The following is a 21,996-nucleotide window of genomic DNA, read 5'->3' as shown; positions in this document are numbered from 1 at the left end:
ATGCGCTCGCCGGAGTCTGATACGTAAGGCCCAGAAATGGGCTTACGCGCATAACTCGACAGATAAACTCGCCTCTCGCGATTCTGAGAGGCGAGTTTTCTGTTGACGGCACCAACGAGCGACACCCGCACCTCCCGCATCGACGCCACCGTGCGCAAGGCGATCACCGGTGCGTCCATCGGCAACGCGGTCGAGTGGTTCGACTTCGCCATCTACGGTTTCCTGGCGACCTACATCGCCGGCAACTTCTTTCCGGCCGGCAACGAAACCGCCTCGCTGCTCAACACTTTCGCCATCTTCGCCGCCGCATTCTTCATGCGTCCGCTCGGCGGCTTCGTGTTCGGTCCGCTGGGTGACCGGTTGGGGCGTCAGCGGGTGCTCGCCGTCGTGATCCTGCTGATGTCGGCAGCCACGCTGGGCATCGGCCTGCTGCCCACCTACGACGCCATCGGTGTGGCCGCGCCGCTGCTCCTACTCCTCCTGCGGTGCCTGCAGGGATTCTCCGCCGGCGGCGAGTACGGCGGTGGCGCAGTCTATCTCGCCGAGTACGCGAGCACCCGGCGACGCGGGTTCACCGTCACGTTCATCGCATGGTCAGGGGTGCTGGGTTTCCTGCTGGGCTCGGTCACCGTCACCCTGCTGCAGGCATTCCTGGCGACCGAGGCGATGGAGAGCTACGGCTGGCGTATCCCGTTCCTGGTGGCTGCGCCACTCGGCCTGGTCGGTCTCTACATCCGGCTGCGACTCGACGACACTCCGGAGTTCGCCGAACTCGACGAGGCCGACCGGGTGGCCACCTCACCGTTGCGCGAAGCCGTGGGCACAGCGCGACGCGCGATCCTGCAAGTCATCGGCTTGTTCATCGTGTTCAACGTCGGCTATTACGTCGTCTTCACCTTCCTGCCGACGTACTTCATCAAGGCGCTGCACTTCAGCAAGACCCAGGCGTTCGTCTCGATCACCCTGGCCAGTCTGGTGGCACTGATCCTGATCCTGCCGTTGGCGGCGCTGTCGGACCGGATCGGGCGCAAACCGCTGCTGATCGCCGGCTCGACCGGCTTCGTGGTGGGCGCGTACCCGCTTTTCCTGCTGATGAATTCGGGATCGGTGGCAGCGGCGATCGTCGGGCACTGCATGCTGGCGGCCATCGAATCCGTGTATGTCGCGACGGCGGTGACGGCCGGCGTGGAGCTGTTCGCGACCCGGGTCCGCTACAGCGGTTTCTCGATCGGCTACAACATCGCGGTCGCGTTGTTCGGCGGGACCACCCCGTATGTGGTCACCTGGCTCACCGCAGCAACCGGCAACAACCTGGCCCCCGCGCTGTATCTGGTTGCCGCGGGCGTCGTCTCGGTGGCCACCGTCCTGACGTTGCGCGAGAGTGCAGGGCAACCAATGCGTGGCGTGAGCGACCCGTCGGACCAGCAACGTGCCACGATGACATCGTGAGCACGACAAGAGGACGTCCGACGGGTGCGAAAGAAGGACGCCCGCCTAGGCCGAAGGTCGGGGTGCGCCCGACCAAAGCCGACGTGGCCAGGCTGGCCAACGTCTCGACGGCGACCGTCAGCTATGTCCTCAACAATGTTCAAGGGCAACGCATCTCGGAACAGACCCAGGCCGCGGTGCGCAAAGCGGCGGCCGACCTCGGTTACCGGCCCAACCTTGCAGCCCGCAACCTCGCTGTCGGCGGCAGCGGTGTGGTGCTCTACATCGTGCCGCGCACCGATCTCGGCGAACTGCCTCTGGAGGTCGGCAGTCGTCTCACCACGGCGCTCGGCCGGCACGGCATCGTGCTGTCGATGCAGCTGGAGACGGATGACGGTCAGAACATCGTCGACGCGGTCGCGAACCTCAACCCGGTGGCCGTCGCCGGCGTGTTCCCGCTCACGGGTGCCGCTGCCGCGGCAGTCGAGGCGGCGCGGATTCCGCAGATCTACCTGGGCAGCGAGAAACTGCGCGCGCTCGGGTCGTTGCATCTGACCGTCGGAGAGATGCGGGTGGAGCATCTGATGTCGCGCGGCCATACCCGCCTCGGCTTCGCCTATGCCGGTGCAGAGGTGCTTCGGCCGCTCGGTGACTACTGGCTGTCGGGTCTTCGGGTGGCCGCCGGTGCGCACGGCCTGCCCGAGATCGAGGTCGACACCGTGGCCACCGACGGGTCCGATGCGGCCGGTGTGGTGTCCAGATGGGTGGCCGCCGGCGTGACGGCGGTGTGCGCGCAAAGCGATGAGACGGCGTTCGTGGTTCTGCACGGGATACGCCGGGCCGGCCTGCGTTGCCCGGATGATCTCGCGGTCATGGGGGTCGACGCGATACCGCTGGGTGCGGTGAGCTCGCCACCGTTGACCTCCGTTGCATTCGACGCCAAGACCATCGTCGATGCCGCGGTCCCGGCCATGATGGCCGAGCTGGGGTATCCCACGGTCGCCGACGCCGACGGTAGTGACCCTGCTGGGCTCGTCGTGCGCGACAGCACCTGAGCGTTGCAGATGAACGGCATACCGTAACCCGTACGGGCCTTGTCCGGGGGCGTCCCCGCCGTGTAACTTACGCGGGTAAGTAACTCTCCGCAGCCCTCAGAGAGGCGGACCGCCGTGAGCGTGAGCACCACCAATGACGTGTATTTCGATCCCTACGACGTCGAGATCAACGCCAACCCGTATCCGACGTTCGCCCGGCTCCGCGAGGAATCGCCGCTGTACTACAACGAGCAGTACGACTTCTACGCGCTGAGCCGCTTCGCCGACGTCAACAAAGGCCTCGTCGACCACGAAACCTTCAGCTCAGCGCGCGGCGCGATCATCGAACTGATCAAGGCCAACATCGACATCCCCTCCGGCGCCCTGATTTTCGAGGATCCGCCGATCCACACCGTGCACCGCAAGCTGTTGGCCCGGATGTTCACCCCGCGCAAGATCAATGCGCTGGAGCCCAAGATCCGGGAATTCTGCGCGCAGTCGCTGGACCCGCTGGTGGGGGCCGGCAAGGTCGACTTCATCAAGGATTTCGGCGCGATCATGCCGATGCGGGTGATCAGCGCGTTGCTCGGGATCCCCGAGGACGACCAGGAGATGATCCGCGACCACGGCAACGACCAGCTGCGCACGGAGGCCGGCAAGCCGATGAAGGCGGCGCAGGAAGGTCTGGTCGACGGTTCGATCTTCGAGACCTACATCGACTGGCGTAAGGACAACCCGTCCGACGACATCATGACCGACCTGCTCAATGTCGAGTTCACCGACGAGCACGGCGTGACCCGCAAGCTCACCCGCGAGGAACTGCTGATCTACATCAACGTGGTGGCAGGAGCGGGTAACGAAACCACGACACGATTGATCGGTTGGGCGGCAAAGGTTCTCGCCGAACATCCCGATCAGCGGCGCCAGCTGGCCGAGAATCCCGCGCTCATCCCGCAGGCGATCGAGGAACTGCTCCGCTTCGAGCCGCCGGCCCCGCACGTGGCGCGGTACGTCACCCGCGACGTGGAGTTGCACGGCCAGACGGTCCCCGAGGGCAGCGTGATGATGATGCTGATCGGCGCGGCCGTCCGTGACAGCCGCCAGTTCCCGCCTGACGGTGAGGTTTTCGACATCCATCGCGAGCAGCACCAGCACCTGGCGTTCAGTGTCGGCACCCACTACTGCCTGGGTTCGGCGCTGGCGCGGTTGGAGGGCCGGATCGCGTTGGAGGAGATGCTCAAGCGCTTCCCGGAGTGGGACGTCGATCTCGACAACGCCATATTGTCGCCGACTTCGACGGTCCGCGGCTGGGATTCGATGCCGGTGTTGATCCCGTGAGCGACGCTTGCGGAGCGAACCGTACCTGGACACGCGGGAGCCGAGCCTGCGAGGCAACCGCGTGACGGCCTCGATGACCGTCCCCAAGGACTGGACCCAGGTCACGCCCGAGTGGTTGACGGCCGCGTTGGCCGACCACCACCCCGATGCGGTGGTGGATCGCGTGACGGTCGACATGCGCGACGACGGTACCAACCGCCGTGCGCGCCTGTCGGTCACGTATAAGCCGGGGCCGACTGGACCTTCCAAGGTGTTCGCCAAGGCCGTCGATCCCGGGCACAAGGAGATGATCAAGTACACCAGCGGTCTGCTCCATGAGCCGAGGTTGTTCAACTCCAAAGTCGAGCTGCCGCTGGAGCATCCGACGGTGTATGCGGCGCCGATCGACGAGGGCGACGAGGACTTCATGCTGGTCATGGAAGACCTCACGGCACGTTCGGCAGACCCACGCGACGCCACCAGACCGCTGACCGTGGAGCAGGCTGCGCACGGCGTACGCGGCCTGGCCCGGTTGCACGGCGCGTTCTGGGGTGCGCGGGTGCGCCGTCCCGGACTGGAGTGGCTGGAACCGTTCGAGCCGTGGGACGGCATGCAGTGGGCCCCGCTGCCCGCAGCTCTGGAACGTCTCGGTGACGATGCGCCGGCTTCAGTGCATGCGCTGACCATCGACCATCTGGTGGAAGGGATCTGGAAGCCGTTCATCCGGACCCTCACCGCACCCGGCGTCCCGCAGACGCTGCTGCACGGTGATCCGCATATCGGAAACACGTACCTGCTGCCCAACGGGGATGTCGGATTCCTCGACTGGCAGGTGGCCCGCCACGGCAACTTCTCGCTCGACCTCGGCTACTTCCTGCAGGGTGCGCTGACGACGGAAGACCGAAGGGTCGCCGAACGCCAGCTGCTCGAGGAATACCGGGATGCGCTGGAGCTTCCGGCCGAGGAACTGCCGTCGCCCGATGAGGTCTGGTTGCGATACCGGGCCTCGGTCGCCCACGGCCTGATGACCTGGCTGGCTACCGCCAGCGCGGGCGAGCTGTGGCAACGCCCGGACATCGCACTGGCGCTGGCTCAACGGTATTCAGCGGCGTACGAGGATCTGCAGACCGCACAGGCGCTGGCCGACCTCGTCGGTCGGTGATGACGTCGGTCAAACCGACCGCCTGACGGGAATCCTCGATCTCGACACCCGCCGAGCCACTACGGTGTCCGGCATGACAGGTGTGGTGGTGACAGGTGCAGCGTCGGGGATCGGCCGGGCCAGCGCGGAGGCGCTGATCGCAGACGGTCGGCGGGTCGCGTTGTGGGACATAGCGCCCGAGGTCCGCGAGGTGGCCGAAGGGTTGGGCATGCCGTCGACGGTGATCGACGTGTGTGACACCGGTGCGCTCACTGCGGCCGTCGAGGAGACCGCACAGGCGCTCGACGGCGTCGACGGCCTGGTGCACGCCGCCGGCCGCGTGCTCCCCGAACCGGTGGGCGCCTTCACCGAGGAGTCCTGGGACGCGGTGCTCGACGTGAATCTACGGGCGCAGGCGCTGTTGATGCAGTTGCTCCTGCCGCATCTGGAGAAGTCAGCGAAGGACGGCGGATCGCCCGCCGTGGTCGGTATCTCGAGCATCGAAGGCCTGGCCGCCAACCCCTTCATCCCGGCCTACTGCGCCTCCAAGGCCGGCCTGCTCGGCATGACCCGATCGATGGCTGCACAGTTGGGTCCGTTGGGAATTCGGGTCAATGCGGTGTGCCCGGGCTTCATCCACACGCCGATGCTGCAGATCGCGTTGGACGTCGAGGAGATCCGTGCGAGCTTCGAACAGGCCGCGCCGCTGGGTCGGCTCGGGCAGCCTGACGAGATCGGGGCGGCCGTGGCGTTCCTGATGTCACCCAAGGCGTCGTTCATCACCGGTACGCAACTCGTCGTGGACGGGGGAGTGACCAGCCGTCACGCGTGATTGCGCGACCCCCACGACGAATGGCCAGTTATGACAGGCGAACTCGGAGAGTTTGTGTCGTAACTGGCCACTCAGTCGTTCTGGTGGGTGTTAGTCGCTGGCCGGAAGCGGTTTGGCCTCTTTGAGGCTGAGAGCGGTGGTGCCGACCGACAGCGTGCCCGCGCCCGCCTTGGTGACCAGGACCTCGGCGCCGCCCTCGTCGACGTAGCGCTTGCCCATCAGGTTGCCGTCCGAGAACGCGCCGTCGATGGTTGCGCCTGAGTCCTTTTCGGCGTCAAGTGCGATCATCGGGACCCCGCCGGCACGCAGGTCGTCGAGGCTGTCGGCGCTGCGCACCACGATGACCTGGGTGTCGCACACCTGGCTCTGCAGGCGGGTGCCGTTCTTGATCATGCTGACTCCTTCGAAACAGGTGAGAGTTCGTCGACGAGTTGGCGGCGCAGAACCTTGCCGGTTGGGTTGGTGGGCAGCTCGTCGCGGAACACCACCCGGTCGGGGGTGCGCGAACCGCGCAGTTGCTTGCGAACATGCTCGCGTAGTGCATCCGGGTCGGGGGAGGCACCCTCGGCGGGTACCACGACGGCCACGATGATCTGACCCCACTGGGGATCTTCGGGACCGACGACGGCGACGTCGCGGACCTCGGGATGCTCGACGAGCACGTCCTCGATCTCGGCGGGGGCAATGTTCTCCCCGCCGCGGATGATGGTGTCATCGGATCGTCCGCCGATGAACAGGTAGCCGCCCTCGTCGAGCGTGGCGACATCCTTTGTCGGGAACCAGCCCTCGGCGTCGAGCACCGAGCCGATGTCGGTGTAACGACCCGACACCTGCTCACCACGCACGAACAGCTCGCCCGTCTCGCCCGCACCGAGCACGGTGCCGTCGTCGGCGCGGATCTGCACCTCGATACCCGGGACCACCTGGCCGACCGAGCCGAGTCGCCGGGCGCCGGCCGCATCCTCGGCAGCCAGCGCTTCGCGGTGGTCGTCGGGGCCCAGAACCGCGATGGTGGAACTGGTCTCGGTCAATCCGTAGGCGTTGACGAACCCGACGTTGGGCAGCAGCTGAAGGGCCTTGCGGACCAGTGGCAGGGCGACCTTGGAGCCGCCGTAGGCGAGGTTGCGCAGGGTGGGCAGTTCCAGCCCGGCGGTTTCGAGGGCCGTGACGATGCGGTCCAGCATGGTCGGCACCACCGTCGCCGACGTGACGCCTTCGGTGCGAACCAGCTCGACCCACTTGTCGGCGTCGAAGTGCCGCAGGTACACCATCTTCCGGCCGGCGTACAGGTTCGACATGGCCGCGCTGACTCCGGCGATGTGATACGGCGGGACGCAGATCAGCGCCGCGTCTTCGTCTGCCGCCGAGGCGAATTCGACGGTTCCGGTGATGTAGCTGGTGAGGTTGTTATGGGTGAGCTCGACGGCCTTGGGCCGCGAGGTGGTGCCCGAGGTGAACAGCACGACCGCGACGGCGTCAGGGTCGGCGAACTCGGCCGCGGCTTCGGCGGAGCGGGCGGCGGCCAGGAACTCCTCGGAAGTGATCACCTGCTTGCCCGCACCGGCGACCACGTCGGCGTACTCGGCATCGGCGACCACCAGCGGTTCGGGCAGGCGCTCGATCAACTCGTGCAGACCGTCGCGGCTCAGACGGTAGTTCAGCGGGGTGAACGGCACCGCGGCGCGGGCCGAGGCGAACAGCAGCAGCGGCAGCAGCGCTCCACCGGTGCCGACGTAGGCCACGTGTGCGGCTCCGGAGGCCGCGATGACGCCGGCGCCGCCGTCGGCCAGGGTGCTGAGTTCCTCGGTGGTCAGGCGGAGATCGTCGGACACCACTGCGGTCCGGTCGGGCCCACCCGAGACCGCCATCTCCAGCAGTAGCGAGATGCTCATAGGCCCTGTCCCGGTGCGTCGATGAAGATGTCGATGATCGGATTATCCCCGCCGCCGTAGCGGGAGAGGTCGGTGACACCGGAAGCGGTGAGCACCTCCGAGTCGACGAACGTCTGACCGTTCACCTCGGCGGCCGGGCGGGAGAGGATCTCCACGGCCGCATCCGCCATGATCTCGGGGCTGCGGGACTGTGAGGCCATCTTGTCGCCGTCGGCGAGGTTGGTCACCGCGGCGGTGGCGATGTAGGTCTCGGGCCACAGGCAGCTGAAACCGATGCCCGCGTCCGCGTATTCAGCTGCCCAGCCCAGCGACAGCAGCGTCATGCCGTACTTGGACAGGGTGTAGGAGGGGTGTGCGCCCAACCAGTAGGGGTTCATGTTCATCGGCGGGGCCAGGGTCAGCACCTGGCCGTTGGTGGACTTGCGCAGGTGTGGCAGGGCGGCCTTGGTGAGCAGGAAGGTGCCGCGGATGTTGATGTCCATCATCAGGTCGAACTTCTTGGCCGACAGGGACTCGGTGGGGTCGGTGGAAATGGCGCTGGCGTTGTTGATCACGATGTCGACGCCGCCGAAGTGCTCGACCGCGGTCTCGACGGCGCGGGCCACGTCCTCTTCCTTGCGCACATCGCCGACCACGGCCACGCCCTTGCCGCCGGCAGCCTCGACCTCGGCAACCGCGGTGTGCACGGTGCCGGGCAGCTTGGGGTGGGGTTCAGCGGTCTTGGCCAGCAGCACCACGTTGGCCCCACGGCGGGCGGCGCCGAGCGCGATCGCCAGCCCGATACCGCGGCTGCCGCCGGATACGACCAGCGTGCGATCGGTGAATGACTCTTGCTGGCTGGACATGGTCCTCCTCGTCGAGCGCAGCGTCCGCTGTGCGCCGTGTGTCAACCGTACCCAAATGGTATTGGCATTCTCATTTTAAGCAAGTGTCGTAATCGTGGGGCGCACCGCCTGCAGAAACGGCATCGACCAGACCTCTTCGCCTGTGCCGTGAGAGGTCCTCCGGGTGCAGGTCCGGGCACTCACGGCCAGTACAAGTGCCACATTTCCACCACGCGGTATTGGCATTCTCATTTTTAGCAAGTACGTTATCCACTGATGAGCGAGCAAGATGTCTCTCCTGTAGAGACCCCATCTGGCATCCCGCTGGCGCCCGTCTACGGACCGGACGACCGCGCGGTCGAACCGCCTGCCCCCGGGACCTACCCCTTCACCCGCGGCAACTTCGCCTCCGGCTACCGCGGGAAGACCTGGACCTTCCGGCAGTACTCGGGCTTCGGTACCGCCGAGGAATCCAACCGGCGGTACCGCTACCTGCTCGATCAGGGCGGGACGGGCCTGTCGGTCGCGTTGGATCTGCCGACCCAGTGCGGCTATGACTCCGATGACGAAGAGTACGGGGAAGAGGTCGGCCGCGTCGGCGTTGCCGTCGACACCCTGGCCGATGCCGAGATCCTGTTCGACGGCATCCCGCTGGACCAGATCAGCACCAGCTTCACCATCAACGGCACGGCGGCCATCCTGCTGGCTTTCTATGTGGCGGCGGCGGAGAAGAAGGGCGTGCCGCGCGAGAAGCTCACCGGCACCATTCAGAACGACATCCTCAAGGAATACGCGTCGCGCGGCACCTGGATCTGGCCGCCCGAGCCCTCGCTGCGGCTGATCGCCGACACCATCGAGTTCTGCGCCGCAGAGGTGCCGCGGTTCAACGCGATCTCGGTGGCAGGTGCGCACTTCCGCGACGCCGGGGCCAATGCCGTTCAGGAGATGTCGTTCACCCTGGCTGACGGAGTCACCTATTGCGACACTGTCGTCGAACGCGGCCGAATGACGATCGACAAGTTCGCCCCGCAGATTTCGTTCTTCTTCTACACCCACGGTGACTTCTTCGAGGAGATCGCCAAATACCGTGCGGGCCGGCGGCGGTGGGCCACGGTCGTGCGGGAGCGCTACGGCGCGACCACCGACAAGGCCTCGATGTTCCGGTTCGGCTGTGTCGCGGGCGGGGCCTCGCTGTATGCGCCGCAGGCGCAGAACAACCTGGTCCGGGTCGCCTACGAGTCGTTGGCGGCGGTACTGGGCGGCGTGCAGTCGATGTTCACCGCAGCGTGGGACGAACCGTTCGCCCTGCCCAGTGAGGAGTCTGCGACGCTGGCCCTGCGTACCCAGCAGATCCTGGCCTACGAAACCGGTGTCACCAAAGTCGCCGACCCGCTGGGCGGTTCGTACTTCGTCGAGGCGCTGACCGATGCCACCGAGGCCAAGATCATCGAGATCATGGACGACCTGGAGAAGCACGGCGGCATGGTGCGGTGCATCGAGGACGGCTACCTGCAGGGGCTGATCGCAGACGAGGCGTTCAAGATTCACAACGAGATCGAGTCGGGCGAGCGGCCGGTGGTCGGGGTCAATCGGTTTGTCACCGACGAGCCGGCGCCCGACATCGACACCTACGAGCTCGATGCCGAGGGGCGCGATCTGCAGCTCAAGCGGCTGGCGAAGGTCAAGGCCGAGCGCGACGACGTTGCGGTCAAAGAGACTCTGGCCGCGTTGGCCAGGAGTGCTGAAGGCAGTGGACCGGGGGCAGACAACCTGATGCACAGGTTGATCGACTGCGCCAATGCGTATTGCACAGTGGGAGAGATGGTGTCGACCTTGAAGTCCGTGTGGGGCGAGTTCCAGCAGCCGGTGGTGTTCTGATGGACAGGTTGCGCCGCGATGAGCGCCTGCGCGAAGAGCCCACGACGAAGAAGCGAGGGCTTTGAGATGGCAACCCGAGTACTCGTCGCAAAACCCGGGCTCGACGGTCACGACCGCGGGGCCAAGATCGTCGCGCGTACATTGCGTGACGCGGGATACGAGGTCATCTACACCGGCATCCGTCAGCGCATCGAGGACATCGTCTCCATCGCGCTGCAGGAAGATGTTGCGCTGGTCGGTCTTTCGATCCTGTCCGGTGCGCACGTCGCGCTGACCACGCGCACGGTCGAGGCACTGCGAGCCGCCGATGCCGGCGACATCGCCGTCGTCGTCGGCGGCACCATCCCGCAGTCCGACGTCCAGAAACTCCTCGACGCCGGTGCGGCTGCGGTGTTCCCGACCGGAACGTCGCTCGAGACACTGGTGACCGATGTCCGTGCCCTGACAGAAAAGGTTTCGAAGTCATGAGACTGGGCGTGATGATCGGGGCCGAGCGCGGCGATATGGCCCGTAAGGTCGCCAAGCTGGTCTCCGATATCCAGTGGGCAGAATCCGCCGGCCTCGACAGTGCGTGGATGCCGCAGGTACCCAACGACTTCGACTGCTTGACCATGGTGGCGCTGATGGCGGCCAACACGTCGCGCATTGAACTCGGCACCGCGGTGGTGCCGCTGCAGGCGCAGCACCCGATCGCGCTGGCTCGTCAGGCACTGTCGGTGCATGCCATGTCGGGTGGCCGGCTGGCTCTCGGCGTCGGGCCGTCGCACCACTGGATCGTGCGCGACATGCTGGGCCTGCCGTATGAAAAGCCCGCCGCCTACACCCGGGATTACCTTCAGGTACTGAACACCGCGATTGCCGGGCCCGGACCCGTTGATGTGGAGAACGATTCGTTCACCGTGCACAACCCGACTGTGCTGGCCGCCGATACGCCGATGCCGGTGCTGGTGTCCGCACTCGGTCCGGTGATGCTGCAACTTGCCGGTGAGCACGCCGACGGCACGTCCTTGTGGATGGCCGACGAGAAGGCGATCGGCGAGCACATCGCTCCCAAGATCAACAAGGCTGCCGCCGAAGCGGGCAAACCCGCACCACGGATCGTCGCGGGCATCCCGGTCACGCTGTGCGCCAACTCCGAGATCGAGGCCGCCAAGGAACGGGCCAACCGGATCCTGGCCGAGGCCGAGACGTCCCCGAACTACCAGCGTCTGTTGGACCGGGGCGAGGCGCGCAACGTCGGGGATCTGTGTGCGGCGGGCGATGAGGAGTCGATTCTCAAGCGGTTCAAGCAGTTCGCCGACGCGGGTGTCACGGACCTGTCGGTGCGGTTGCTGCCGATCGGGGAGACCCGCGACGAGCTGATCGCGTCGAAGTACCGGACGCGTGAGGTGATCGCCGAGCTTGCGAAGGCGGTCCGGTGACAAGCCCTCGCCGAAACAACGCTTTGTGGCGACTTCTGGGCCCGATCACGTCAAAACCCGTAGTCTCGGCGAAATGACGGGGCCTCTCGCGGGTATCCGCATCATCGAGGTCGGCGTCATGTTGGCCGGACCGTACGCCACCATGATGCTGGCCGATCTGGGCGCCGAGGTGATCAAGGTCGAACCACCCGGCGGGGAGATCTCCCGTCAGGTCAGCGACAGCTACTTCGCCAGCCTCAACCGGGGTAAGCGCAGCATCTGCCTCGACCTCGCCTCCGAGGCCGGTCAAGCGAAATTGGCTGAACTGGTGGCTGATTCGCATGCGCTGCTGGTGAACATGAAGCCGTCGGTGATCCGCAGGCTGGGGCTCACCTACGAGAATCTGCGGAACGTCAACCCAAAGATCGTGTGCGTCGCGATGACGGGATTCGGGCTGGACGGGGGAGACGACCCGGCATTCGACTACGTCATCCAGGCCGCCACCGGCGTAGCCGCGATGACCGGCGATCCCGACGGCCCACCCACGCTGCCGGGCTACTCGTCGGCGGACAACTCGACCGGGTTGACCGCTGCGCTGGGCTTACTGGCGATGATCGTGTCGGGCAACGGCGGCCAGGTGGATGTCTCGCTGCGGGACGTCATGCTCTCGCAGTTGAACTACCGTGCCTCGGCATATCTGAACGACGGAGCCGAACCACGCCGCCACCCGTTCGGCGCCCATTCCTACTACGTACCCGCACAGCTGTTCCCGACCGCCGACGGCTATCTGGCGTTGTTCATCACCCACGACGGGTTCTGGAAGTCGTTCGCCGGTGAGGCCGGGATCGAAGGTTTCGAGACCATGGCCGAGCGGGCCGGCAGGCGCGATGAGGTGCTCGGCGTGGTAGCCGCCGCGCTGGCGACCGATACGGCTGTGGGGTGGGAGTCACGGCTGAAGCCGCTGGGGATCCCGGCGGCCGCGGTGCGAACGCTGCCGCAGGCATTGGATGCGACGCCCGAAATGCTGGTCACCGCTGGGGATTTCCGGTTGGTGGGTAGCCCGGTGCATGTCGCCGGGTATTCACCGGACTATCGGCCTGCGCCCGCGTTCGACGAATACGGACAGTGCTCGCCGGTTTCTGCACCTGGGTCGTGACTGCTTGCTCGCAGCAGTCCAGCGGTGGAATCCGGCGGCACCTCGCGCCCGAGCTCAGTCCTCGTCGTAGGAGACCGTCACCGCGTCGCAATCCGGCACGGCCTGGCAGGTCAACACGTAGCCATCGGCCACCTCGTCGTCGTCCAGCGCGTCGTTGACGCGCATGGTCGCGGTCCCCTCGAGCAGCTTCGCCATACAGGTGCCGCAGTTACCGGCTTCGCACGAGAACGGCGGCGTCATACCGGCTCGGCGCGCGCTCTCGAGCAGGGTCTCGCCCTCCCTGCGCGGCACGGACAACTGCTCGCGGTCGAAGACGATCGTGACCTTGCCGTCCGCTCCGCTGCCGGCCATCGCTCCTGCGGTCATGTAGCTCCCCTGTGCACGTACGTTCTGATATGAAGAGAATACCATTCTCGTTAACTGATAGTATCTTCTCGGCATGGTCGGTGCCTACTCGGAGGCTTTGGGAGAGGGGTTGTGAATCTTGACTGAGGTCACAACTGCTCCTCGCGTGCGCACCCCCGCCGTTCTGGCATTCGACGACCGTGAGTACACCCTCGCTGAACTCGATGCATTGACCAGCGGCATGGCCACCGCCCTGGAGCACCGTGGCGTGCGCCCGGGTGACCGGGTGGCGATCATGTCGTCCAACCGGCCCGAGTTCGTGGTGGCGCTACGGGCGATCTGGGGGCTCGGTGCGGTGGCAGTGCTGATCAGTCCGGCCTGGAAAGCCACCGAGGTGGCGCATGTCCTGGCCCTGACCGCCCCGAGTCATGCGGTGGGTGATCACGAGGCGCTGGCCGCGCAGATGCCGATGTTGCACCTGGATGAGCCGATCACCCCGGGGCGAAGGCAGTTCGACCTGCCCGACCCGGACGGCGACGCCCTCTTCGTCTTCAGTTCGGGCACCACCGGTCTGCCCAAGGCGGTCCGGCACACCCACCGCGGGTTCGCCGCAGCCATCGAGCATTGGCGCGACGCGCTGGGGTTCACCGACGCCGACCGCATGCAGATCATGACGCCGCCGTCGCACATCCTCGGTCTGCTCAACATCGCCATGGTGCTCGACACCGGCGCCTGGATGCGTCTGCACCGCCGCTTCGACATCGACACCATGCTGCGTCACATCGAGTCGGACCGGATCACGATCGAGATGGCCGTGGCGCCAATCGCTTTGGCGCTGGCCGCACATCCGGATCTGGGCCGCTACGACCTGTCCTCGCTGCGCTACGTGATGTGGTGTGCCACCCCGGTCACCCGCAGCGTCGCCGACACCGTCACCGAGCGTGCCGGCATTCAGTGGCTGACCGCCTACGGCACCACCGAACTCCCCGTGATCGCCTGCAACCCACTCGATGCCACCCGCATCGACACCGTGGGCCGGCCGGTGCGCGGGGTAGATGTGCGTATCAGCGAGGACGGCGAGATCCAGGTCCGGTCGGATTCGGTGATGGCCGGCTACCTGCCGAAGGACGCCTCGGCGGGCGCATTCAGCGACGGCTGGTACCGCACCGGTGACATCGGCTACCTCGATGACAACGGCTATCTGCGCATCACAGACCGCTCCAAGGAGATGGTCAAGGTCCGCGGCTTCCAGGTGGCGCCGGCCGAGGTCGAGGCGGTGCTGCACGGCCACCCTGCGGTGACCGACTGTGCGGTGTTCGGTGTCACCGACGCGGCCGACGGCGAGGCCGTCGTGGCCGCCGTGACGACACATTCTGCGGTGTCAGCAGAGGAGCTCATCGACCTCGTCGGTGAGCGGCTGGCCTCGTACAAGCGGCCCAGCCGCGTGGAGTTCGTAACCGACATACCGCGGTTACCTTCCGGAAAGGTATTGCGACGAGTGTTGAAGGAGCGGCATGGACGTTCGTCTGACGTCTGAACAGCAGCAGCTGCGAGAGGCCGCAGCGAAACTGGCCGACGACCTCGGACCTGATGCGGTCGGGGAATTGTCGGATGAGGGCCGGATTGCCCGGTTGGAAAGTACGGTCGCTGCCACCGAGTGGCGCACCCTGCGGTCCGACGGCGCCTCCGGTGTGGAAGTGGCGATCGTCGCCGAAGAGTTCGGTCGCGGTCTTGTCGACGTGCCGTTCCTGGGCCCGGTGCTCGCCGACGATCTGGCCCGTCGGCTCGATCGTGAGGTGACGGGCGGCTCGGGAGAGTCCGGCGGGGACGAAGCTGCCACCGCCGGTGTGGATCTGACTCGCAGCACCGCTGGTGTGGTCGAGTCGCCTGCCGAGCTCGGTGAGCTGTCGAGCGAGGACGCCCTGCGCTGGCAGGCGCTGGCGCTCGCTGCCACGAGCGCAGACCTGGTCGGTGCTGCGCGCGGCGCGCATGCACTGGCCGTCGATTACGCGAAAGTCCGTGAGCAGTACGGCTCGACGATCGGCTCGTACCAGGCCGTCGCGCACCTGTTGGCCGAGGGGCTGGCGCTGATCGAGGGTTCGATCAGCGTCCTGCGCCACGCAGCATGGGCCGTCGACGAGTTGCCGGGGGAGGAAGCCGTCCGGGCCGGGAAGATCGCCAAGATCTACTGCGCTCGTGCCGCGCGGACCGTGTGTGAGACCGCGATTCAGGTGCACGGTGGTATCGGAAACACCTGGGAATGCTTGGCGCACGTATACCTGCGCCGCGTTCTGGTGGCCACCGAGTTGTGGCCCGTCAAGCTAGAGGACCTGGAGGTAACTGATCTTGGACTTTCGTGATTCAACTGAGGAAGCTGCCTTCCGGGACCGGCTGCGGACCTGGCTGGCGGACAACGCCGCGTCCTTCAAGGCGTCCGGCGACGATTACTGGGCCAGGATGGGTGAGTGGCATCAGGCCCTCTATGCCGCAGGGTTTTTCGGCACGTCGTGGCCCAAGGAGTTCGGTGGCCAGGACCTGCCGCCGGTCTACGACGTCATCGTCGACGAGGAGCTTGCCCGGGCCGGCGCCCCGCCGCGCCCCAGCCTCGGCTACCTGGTGGTCGGGTTGGGCCACCACGGCAGCAAGGAACTGCAGCAGCGGTTCCTGCCGGGCATGATCAACGGCACCGAGCGTTGGTGCCAGGGCTTTTCGGAGCCGGGCGCCGGTTCGGATCTCGCCTCGCTGACCACCACGGCGACGCGCGACGGCGACAACTACATCATCAACGGACACAAGATCTGGACCAGCTATTCCGATGTGGCGGACTGGTGCCTGGTGTTGGCTCGTACCGACAAGGATGTGGCCAAGCACAAAGGCATCTCGGCCTTCATCGTGTCGATGCACCAGGACAGCATCGAGCAGCGGCCGCTGCAGATGATCAACGGTGTCACGACCGAGTTCGGCCAGGTGGCGTTCGACGGTGCGGTGGTGCCGGCCTCGAATATGGTCGGTGAGCCGGGCGACGGTTGGCGCCTTGCCATGACGGTGGTCAGCCACGAGCGGGAACCGTCTACTCTCGGCTACTCCGCTCGCTACGGGAAACTGGTGCGGGAGATGGCTTCTCGGGTGTCGGGTAAGACGCCAGAAGATCTCGCGTGGGCCGGGGTGCAGGCCGAGATGCTCCGTCTGCACGTGCGCCGGCGGCTGTCCGAACAGCTCGACGGGCTCAAGCACGGCCCCGACGGCTCGCTGGACAAGCTGCTGATGACCTGGGTTGAGCAGTCCGTCGGGCACGCCGCGCTCGCGGTGGCCGGCACGTCTGACCCCGAGTTGCTCAGCGCCTATCTGTACAGCCGGGCTCAGAGCGTCATGGGTGGCACGTCGCAGATCCAGAAGAACATCATCGCCTCACGAATCCTCGGGCTGGGAGTCTAGATACATGTACGGAATGCCAGACGAAATCGATGTGCAGGCCGACGGTGCCCTGCGCATCATCACGCTGAACCGCCCCGACGCGCTCAACGCCGTCAACGACAACTTGCACGTCGGGCTCGCGAAGATCTGGGAAGAGCTGAACGAGGACGCCGACGCGCGGGCGGCGGTGATCACCGGTGCGGGACGCGCGTTTTCGGCCGGGGGTGACTTCAACTATCTCGACGAGCTGCGCCGCGACGAGGCGTTGCGTCAGAAGACGATCAAGCACGGACGTGATCTCGTCATCGGGATGGTGCGGTGCCGCATCCCGGTGGTGGCCGCGGTCAACGGGCCGGCGGTCGGGTTGGGCTGCAGCCTGGCCGCGCTGTCCGATGTGGTGTACATGGCCGAGAACGCGCACTTCGCCGATCCCCATGTGCAGATCGGGCTGGTGGCCGCCGACGGTGGCCCGCTGGTGTGGGGCTCACAGATCAGTCTGTTGCAGGCCAAGGAGTTTGCGCTGACCGGTGTGCGGATCAAGGCTCAGCGGGCAGTCGAACTCGGCCTGGCCAATCATGTGGTCGAGGACCCGCTGGCCGAGGCGATCGCCTGCGCGAAGAAGCTCATCGATCTGCCCAAGCAGGCGGTCGAGGCGACCAAGCGGTTGATGAACATCCAGTTGGAGCAGCAGGTGATGGCGTCGCTGGATTACGCCAACCTCGCCGAGTATGTGTCGTTCGGCACTGCGGATTTCAACCGGATCGTGGACGGTCTGATCGCGAAGAACTGACTCGCTGGCATCGCGAGCCTGCGTGTCTGCTGCCCGACACTCCGTGCCGAGGCAGCATTCCACGCCCTCTCGTCGGGACGGGCCGCTGGCGACTGGCATTCTTTGCGGAACGCCTTGTCTAACTCGCTTCCCGCATCAGCTCCACAGCAGCGGATGCGACTGTACGCTTGCTCAGTCGACGCGTTTAACCTTGGCGTACGTTTCCGACCAACAAGGAGGAGCTCCAACGTGGCAACAGGGCAATGTGGACTTCTCGTAGAGGGGCTCTCAAGGTTGCAATGCCGAGAAATATTCGATTCGGTCGACGAAGGCTCTATCCAGCTAGATACCCGCACGGACGCAAGCTCACTCCAAGTAATCGGTGAAACAGCGCTTGTAATTGTTGTCGTTGGCTATCCGATCGCTAAAGCAATTGCCCGGGTTATAGCACGTGACAGAACGACTATACGGATCAGTCGTGCGCTCTCAGATGGAACCGTCGAAGTAATATCTATTGACTCAACCGCGGTGAGTCAGGTGGATAACGAGGACTCGCTGGAGAAAAAAATTATAGCTGCTCTGGAAGGCTAGAGTGGCAGCATAAGGTTATGAGTGAACATCTCCTCTGTGCCTTATCCGGTCGAAGTTTTGTTGATCCCATTTCCAGCTATGCACACGTCGATGTTTTCGACTTCGGCGGGGAATTTCCAACTATTCTGGATACCGGAGTTCTGCCGGACACGTTGTTTCACCCTTTAATCCATGAACTGGAGCATCATCGCGATTTGGGTTCAATCGTTGGGCATACGCTTGCGATCCTATGGCTAAGGGCTTCAGATGAGACCAACGGCCGGCCGCCCAGCGATAGGTTATGCGATTTAGCGAAGATCCTTGCCTTTCAGCACTTTATGCGCCCATGGCTTGAAGGCAAGGCGCTTTACGCTCAGTATGACGCTTTCCCGGGGCGATCCGAGGTTCTGTCACTTCGATCGCAAAATATCTTCGGATACTTCATACCGAGGAAGTCGATGGTCTGGAATGGCAAGACGCTGCATGACATGGTCGACCCTGTCAGCAGGTTCTTGGTTGAGCAGCGTACAGCTCAGTGTGCAGTCGATTTGAAATCCGATTTGCTTGTTAGCGCAACTGGACTTGAGGATGGTGGTTATTTAACCGGCTACCTGGCATGCAAGCGGTTCGTGTCTTTGTGTCAGACCGCCAGTTCGGTTGCCAAGGACAGCGATTTCGCGATCGACTACTTGCATCACTATCTGTTGAATGATTGGCATTTCGCGGAATTGTTGCTGAAGGAGTCGCCCGATCCGGAAACTGCGGTCGAGGTCGTAGCGGATTATGTAATTGCTCGCCTGAATCTTATCGAGAGTTCGAAATTTCGACGTATCATTGATAACGAGCTGCATGCCTACGAAGAGGCAACCAGTGGTCCGCTCAAGACTGGCGATGAGATACTCGCGCCATCAGGTCGTGCGATAGGAAGTTTCTTCTCCAATGCAGATACTTGTCTCGCCGCCTTTGACTACTTCCAGGATTGGCTTGAATGGGCACACATGCGCGGTGGCGTAACGGGAGCGCTGTTGAACCCTCGGTCATTCTTTAGGCTTGGATCTGTGGGGGGGACACTCTCGATTGATGAGTTGGGCGTCCTCAACATAGATTGTGCTGACGCTATCGGTACGTGGAAGATTGGTGCGAAAACAGATCTCGGACAGTGCGAATCGGTTGAAGCTGAAATGCACTTGATGCTAATGCCGACTATGAGTATTCAACTGATTAGTTTTACTGCAGACGGCAGATGTATCTGGGCTGACCTACCCAAATCTTTGAGGGGAACGCAGGTTGAACGCACTGTTCGGGATATGATTTTTGCGACGGCATCTCAGCAGCAGAAGATTCGAGAGCGACGTAGTGTTCTTGCATCGGCAATGGTCGACTCCGGAAAATTTCTGAATGATGTTGTCGCGGAACATCGGGCCCGGGTGATGCAGTCGTTCAACTCGTTTTCGACGCGTCATGTACTCCGACCCGGGCATCAGTTATCCAAAGAGGCAGATCGAAAGTTGCAAAAGTCCGGATTGTGGGATTTGGTCGGCCGGGATCCTGTGGCGGTTAGAACTCTTGCCTTTTTAGGCGTTTTGGGTAGTTGTTCGGACGATGCCACTCGAAAGCCGCAAGTTCGCGAAGATGTTCGGCACGACCTCGCCGCGCGCTTTGGAGCTGACCTCAGGATTGATTACCTCAACGAGATAGAAAATCGGGCGAAGTTGTCGGGGTTTACGGTGCTCAAGAAATGGCGCGATCAGTACTGGAGTATCGTTTGAGTCGAAAATGAATTTTCTGAGGTTAGCTTGGCTATTATGTCAACGCGACTGACCATCTCTTGCAGTCGCCCACCTGTCGCCCCCGATTGGTGCAACTAGAAGGTGAGAGCCTCGGAGCGCTGAACGGTGCCGGTGACGCCGCCGGCGTCTTGACCGGCCAGTCGTACGGCGGCGAGTCCCATGGCTTCGGGCGGCTCGACCATCTCCGGTGGGATCTGCAGCCCGCTGCCGCCGGCCTGCCACCCCTCGGTGAGCACCACGCGTGACGGGCTCAGACAGTTGACCGCGATGTTGTCGCCGCGCAGATCCGCGGCCAGGCCGAGGTAGAGCCGTTCAGCCGCAGCCTTGGATACCCAGTAGGCATTGGAGCCGTGTTCGACCATGTCGACCCCGGTGGTGGTGACCGCGATGAGCGACCCGCCGCCGCGTTCGCGAACGTGCGGGATGACAGCCTTGGTCACCAGGAACACCCCGGTGAGGTTGACGTCCAGGCACAGCTGCCAGCGTTTGAGCGGTGTGGTCTCGACCGGGCCGAGCCACAGCACACCGGCGTTGGCGACCAGGATGTCGATGCCACCGAGTTCTGAAACCGTCTTGACGACAGCCTTGTTCACGGATTCTTCATCGGTGACATCGCAGGCGACCGGGAGGGCACGGCCCCCGGACTCGTTGATGGCCGCGGCCACCGAACCGATGGTGCCCGGCAGCTTGCCCTGCTCCTCAGAGCGGGCCGCGACCGCCACCGCAGCGCCTTCGGCGGCCATGGCGGCAGCGATCGTCGCGCCGATGCCGCGGCTGGCGCCGGCGACGAAGGCGACCTTGCCGTTGAGCCCGCCTGCCCTCCCCTCACTGTCGACCGACGCTTGGTGCACGTTCGTCATGGACTGAGTGTGCACGAAATGCTGGGCCGCACCGGCGTTTCCAGCAACAGACACGCACGCTCGCGGTGCAAGGGGGAGGCCATTACTTCGGCGGGAAGCGCAGTGCCCCGTCGAGGCGGATGATTTCGCCGTTGAGATAGTCGTTTTCGACGATGCTCTGGGCCAGCTGGGCATACTCGGTCGCGCGGCCCATTCGCTTGGGGAACGGCACCTGCGGACCCCAGTACTGCTCGAGCTGATCGGCGGCCTTGCCGTAGGCGGGTGTGTTGATCGTGCCGGGGGCGATGGTGCAGACCCGGATGCCCAACGGCGAGAGGTCGCGCGCGGCGACCAGCGTCATGCCGAGGACACCGCCCTTGGCGGCCGAGTAGGGCAGCTGGCCGATCTGGCCTTCGTAACCGGCGATCGAGGCGGTGTTGACGATGACGCCGCGGCCGCCATCCTCCAACGGTTCGGTCTTGGCGATCGCCGCAGCGGACAGCCGCATCACGTTGAACACCGCGGTCAGGTAGAACTCGATGGTCTTCTTGAATCCGTCGAGATCGAGAGGGGACCCGTCCTTGCCGACCAAGCGGCCGCCGGCGGCAGGCCCGCCGTGGGTGTCGACCGAGATGCGGAGCGGGGCAAGGGCTTCGGCCTCGGCGATGGCAGCGAGCACCGACTCCTCGGAGGTGGCGTCGGTGGGCACATAGCGCACACCCAGCTCTTTCTCCAGGGCGGCGCCCTTGTCGTCGGCCAGGTCCGCGACGACCACCTTGGCTCCTGCGGCCTGCAGACGGCGGACGGTCGCTTCACCCAGGCCACCCGCACCGCCGACGACGATCGCGGAACTACCGGCGATTTGCATAGGGTTCCCCTTCTTGCAACTGTGACTCTCTGACTGCGAGAATAACATTCTCTTACCGGGTGAACCAGGGAGCAGAATCAATGCCTGAAGCCGTCATCGTGTCCGCGCTGCGGACTCCCATCGGCACGGCCAAGAAGGGCACGTTGCGTGATACCGATGCCTACGCGCTGGCCGACCACGTAGTACGGGCAGCCGCCGAGGACCTTGCCGGCTACGGCACCATTCCGGTCGACGACGTGATCCTCGGCGAGGGCCTCTACGGCGGCGGCGTCGTAGCCCGCCATGCGGCCATCACCGCCGGCCTGACCACGGTTCCCGGTGCGTCCGTCAATCGGCACTGCGCCGCCGGTCAGGCCGCGGTGCAGAACGCGGCTGCGAGTATTCGCACCGGCATGGACCGGTTGGTTCTGGCCGGTGGCGTCAACTCGGCCTCCACCTCGCCCAGGTTCGTCCGCGCGGCCAGCAGTGCCGATTGACGGACGCACCGGGAACCGTGGTC

Annotated in this window: 20 protein-coding genes and 1 pseudogene; 15 read left to right on the top strand and 6 right to left on the bottom strand. The window is 64.8% G+C overall.

What is annotated here, in order from left to right; genetic code table 11:
• Nucleotides 1–102 precede the first annotated feature (102 nt).
• The 5 genes from A5779_RS24040 to A5779_RS24020 all read left to right on the top strand — a co-directional run bounded on the left by A5779_RS24040 (nucleotide 103) and on the right by A5779_RS24020 (nucleotide 5,752).
• Nucleotides 103–1,449, top strand: coding sequence for an MFS transporter (locus A5779_RS24040; RefSeq protein WP_413784935.1), 1,347 nt, complete (start codon nucleotides 103–105; stop codon nucleotides 1,447–1,449).
• Nucleotides 1,450–1,511: 62 nt separating this feature from the next.
• Nucleotides 1,512–2,483, top strand: coding sequence for a LacI family DNA-binding transcriptional regulator (locus A5779_RS24035; RefSeq protein ID WP_064886253.1), 972 nt, complete (start codon nucleotides 1,512–1,514; stop codon nucleotides 2,481–2,483).
• 114 nt (nucleotides 2,484–2,597) lie between these two features.
• Complete coding sequence (locus A5779_RS24030; protein WP_064886252.1) at nucleotides 2,598–3,800, top strand: cytochrome P450; 1,203 nt, start codon at nucleotides 2,598–2,600, stop codon at nucleotides 3,798–3,800.
• 73 nt (nucleotides 3,801–3,873) lie between these two features.
• Entirely contained in the window at nucleotides 3,874–4,941 is a 1,068-nt protein-coding gene (locus A5779_RS24025; protein WP_064886255.1) for a phosphotransferase, read from the top strand.
• 73 nt (nucleotides 4,942–5,014) lie between these two features.
• Nucleotides 5,015–5,752, top strand: coding sequence for an SDR family NAD(P)-dependent oxidoreductase (locus A5779_RS24020; RefSeq protein ID WP_064886251.1), 738 nt, complete (start codon nucleotides 5,015–5,017; stop codon nucleotides 5,750–5,752).
• 90 nt (nucleotides 5,753–5,842) lie between these two features.
• On the opposite strand, the gene A5779_RS24015 is transcribed toward A5779_RS24020, so the two are convergent.
• Genes A5779_RS24015 through A5779_RS24005 form a run of 3 tightly spaced genes read right to left on the bottom strand, consistent with a single transcriptional unit; the run spans nucleotide 5,843 to nucleotide 8,489 of the window.
• On the bottom strand, nucleotides 5,843–6,145 hold the full coding sequence (locus tag A5779_RS24015) for a hypothetical protein (protein WP_064886250.1): 303 nt from the start codon (nucleotides 6,143–6,145) through the stop codon (nucleotides 5,843–5,845).
• On the bottom strand, nucleotides 6,142–7,644 hold the full coding sequence (locus tag A5779_RS24010; protein WP_064886249.1) for a class I adenylate-forming enzyme family protein: 1,503 nt from the start codon (nucleotides 7,642–7,644) through the stop codon (nucleotides 6,142–6,144). The genes A5779_RS24015 and A5779_RS24010 overlap by 4 nt, the downstream gene beginning before the upstream one ends.
• Nucleotides 7,641–8,489: an SDR family oxidoreductase gene (locus tag A5779_RS24005; RefSeq protein ID WP_064886248.1), complete on the bottom strand. Its 849-nt coding sequence runs from the start codon at nucleotides 8,487–8,489 to the stop codon at nucleotides 7,641–7,643. Before A5779_RS24005 ends, A5779_RS24010 begins: the two co-directional genes overlap by 4 nt.
• 255 nt (nucleotides 8,490–8,744) lie before the next feature.
• Here A5779_RS24005 and A5779_RS24000 point away from each other — a divergent pair, with 255 nt between their 5' ends.
• From A5779_RS24000 to A5779_RS23985, 4 genes are all read left to right on the top strand, one after another.
• The gene (locus tag A5779_RS24000; protein ID WP_064886247.1) at nucleotides 8,745–10,346 is read left to right on the top strand and encodes a methylmalonyl-CoA mutase family protein; all 1,602 of its coding nucleotides are present in this window, start codon (nucleotides 8,745–8,747) and stop codon (nucleotides 10,344–10,346) included.
• Nucleotides 10,347–10,412: 66 nt separating this feature from the next.
• Nucleotides 10,413–10,814 carry a cobalamin B12-binding domain-containing protein gene (locus A5779_RS23995; protein ID WP_064886246.1) on the top strand — a complete coding sequence of 134 codons (402 nt, stop codon included), beginning with the start codon at nucleotides 10,413–10,415 and terminating at the stop codon, nucleotides 10,812–10,814.
• Entirely contained in the window at nucleotides 10,811–11,767 is a 957-nt protein-coding gene (locus A5779_RS23990; protein WP_064886245.1) for an LLM class F420-dependent oxidoreductase, read from the top strand. Before A5779_RS23995 ends, A5779_RS23990 begins: the two co-directional genes overlap by 4 nt.
• Nucleotides 11,768–11,840: 73 nt before the next feature.
• Nucleotides 11,841–12,902, top strand: coding sequence for a CaiB/BaiF CoA transferase family protein (locus A5779_RS23985; RefSeq protein WP_064886244.1), 1,062 nt, complete (start codon nucleotides 11,841–11,843; stop codon nucleotides 12,900–12,902).
• 54 nt (nucleotides 12,903–12,956) lie between these two features.
• On the opposite strand, the gene A5779_RS23980 is transcribed toward A5779_RS23985, so the two are convergent.
• A complete protein-coding gene (locus A5779_RS23980) occupies nucleotides 12,957–13,268 on the bottom strand; it encodes a 2Fe-2S iron-sulfur cluster-binding protein (protein WP_064886254.1) in 312 nt (103 codons plus the stop codon).
• Between the two features lie 118 nt (nucleotides 13,269–13,386).
• On the opposite strand from A5779_RS23980, the gene A5779_RS23975 reads away from it, so the two are divergent.
• From A5779_RS23975 to A5779_RS23955, 5 genes are all read left to right on the top strand, one after another.
• Nucleotides 13,387–14,784: a class I adenylate-forming enzyme family protein gene (locus A5779_RS23975; protein ID WP_413784934.1), complete on the top strand. Its 1,398-nt coding sequence runs from the start codon at nucleotides 13,387–13,389 to the stop codon at nucleotides 14,782–14,784.
• Nucleotides 14,762–15,607, top strand: coding sequence for an acyl-CoA dehydrogenase family protein (locus A5779_RS23970; RefSeq protein WP_064886242.1), 846 nt, complete (start codon nucleotides 14,762–14,764; stop codon nucleotides 15,605–15,607). Before A5779_RS23975 ends, A5779_RS23970 begins: the two co-directional genes overlap by 23 nt.
• Nucleotides 15,594–16,682, top strand: a complete 1,089-nt coding sequence (locus A5779_RS23965) for an acyl-CoA dehydrogenase family protein (RefSeq protein WP_055116042.1) — start codon at nucleotides 15,594–15,596, stop codon at nucleotides 16,680–16,682. Before A5779_RS23970 ends, A5779_RS23965 begins: the two co-directional genes overlap by 14 nt.
• A gap of 4 nt (nucleotides 16,683–16,686) precedes the next feature.
• Nucleotides 16,687–17,451: an enoyl-CoA hydratase/isomerase family protein gene (locus A5779_RS23960; RefSeq protein WP_064886241.1), complete on the top strand. Its 765-nt coding sequence runs from the start codon at nucleotides 16,687–16,689 to the stop codon at nucleotides 17,449–17,451.
• 587 nt (nucleotides 17,452–18,038) lie between these two features.
• A complete protein-coding gene (locus A5779_RS23955) occupies nucleotides 18,039–19,769 on the top strand; it encodes a hypothetical protein (protein WP_131811684.1) in 1,731 nt (576 codons plus the stop codon).
• A 95-nt stretch (nucleotides 19,770–19,864) separates the two neighbouring features.
• Here the strand turns inward: A5779_RS23955 and A5779_RS23950 are convergent, their stop codons facing one another.
• Together A5779_RS23950 and A5779_RS23945 are read right to left on the bottom strand one after the other, a co-directional pair.
• Nucleotides 19,865–20,650 (bottom strand): SDR family NAD(P)-dependent oxidoreductase, encoded by a 786-nt coding sequence (locus A5779_RS23950; RefSeq protein WP_064886239.1) that lies wholly within the window; start codon nucleotides 20,648–20,650, stop codon nucleotides 19,865–19,867.
• Between the two features lie 82 nt (nucleotides 20,651–20,732).
• On the bottom strand, nucleotides 20,733–21,497 hold the full coding sequence (locus A5779_RS23945; RefSeq protein WP_064886238.1) for an SDR family NAD(P)-dependent oxidoreductase: 765 nt from the start codon (nucleotides 21,495–21,497) through the stop codon (nucleotides 20,733–20,735).
• 80 nt (nucleotides 21,498–21,577) lie between these two features.
• Between A5779_RS23945 and A5779_RS23940 the strand changes: the two are divergent.
• Nucleotides 21,578–21,943, top strand: a pseudogene (locus A5779_RS23940) (thiolase family protein); the annotation flags it as partial.
• Between the last annotated feature and the right edge of the window lie 53 nt (nucleotides 21,944–21,996).

It is taken from the genome of Mycolicibacterium peregrinum (genome assembly GCF_001665625.1).
GTDB lineage: Bacteria > Actinomycetota > Actinomycetes > Mycobacteriales > Mycobacteriaceae > Mycobacterium > Mycobacterium peregrinum_B.
The sequence above is the reverse complement of the archived record's forward strand: the minus strand, read 5'-3'. Positions and strand labels throughout refer to the sequence as shown.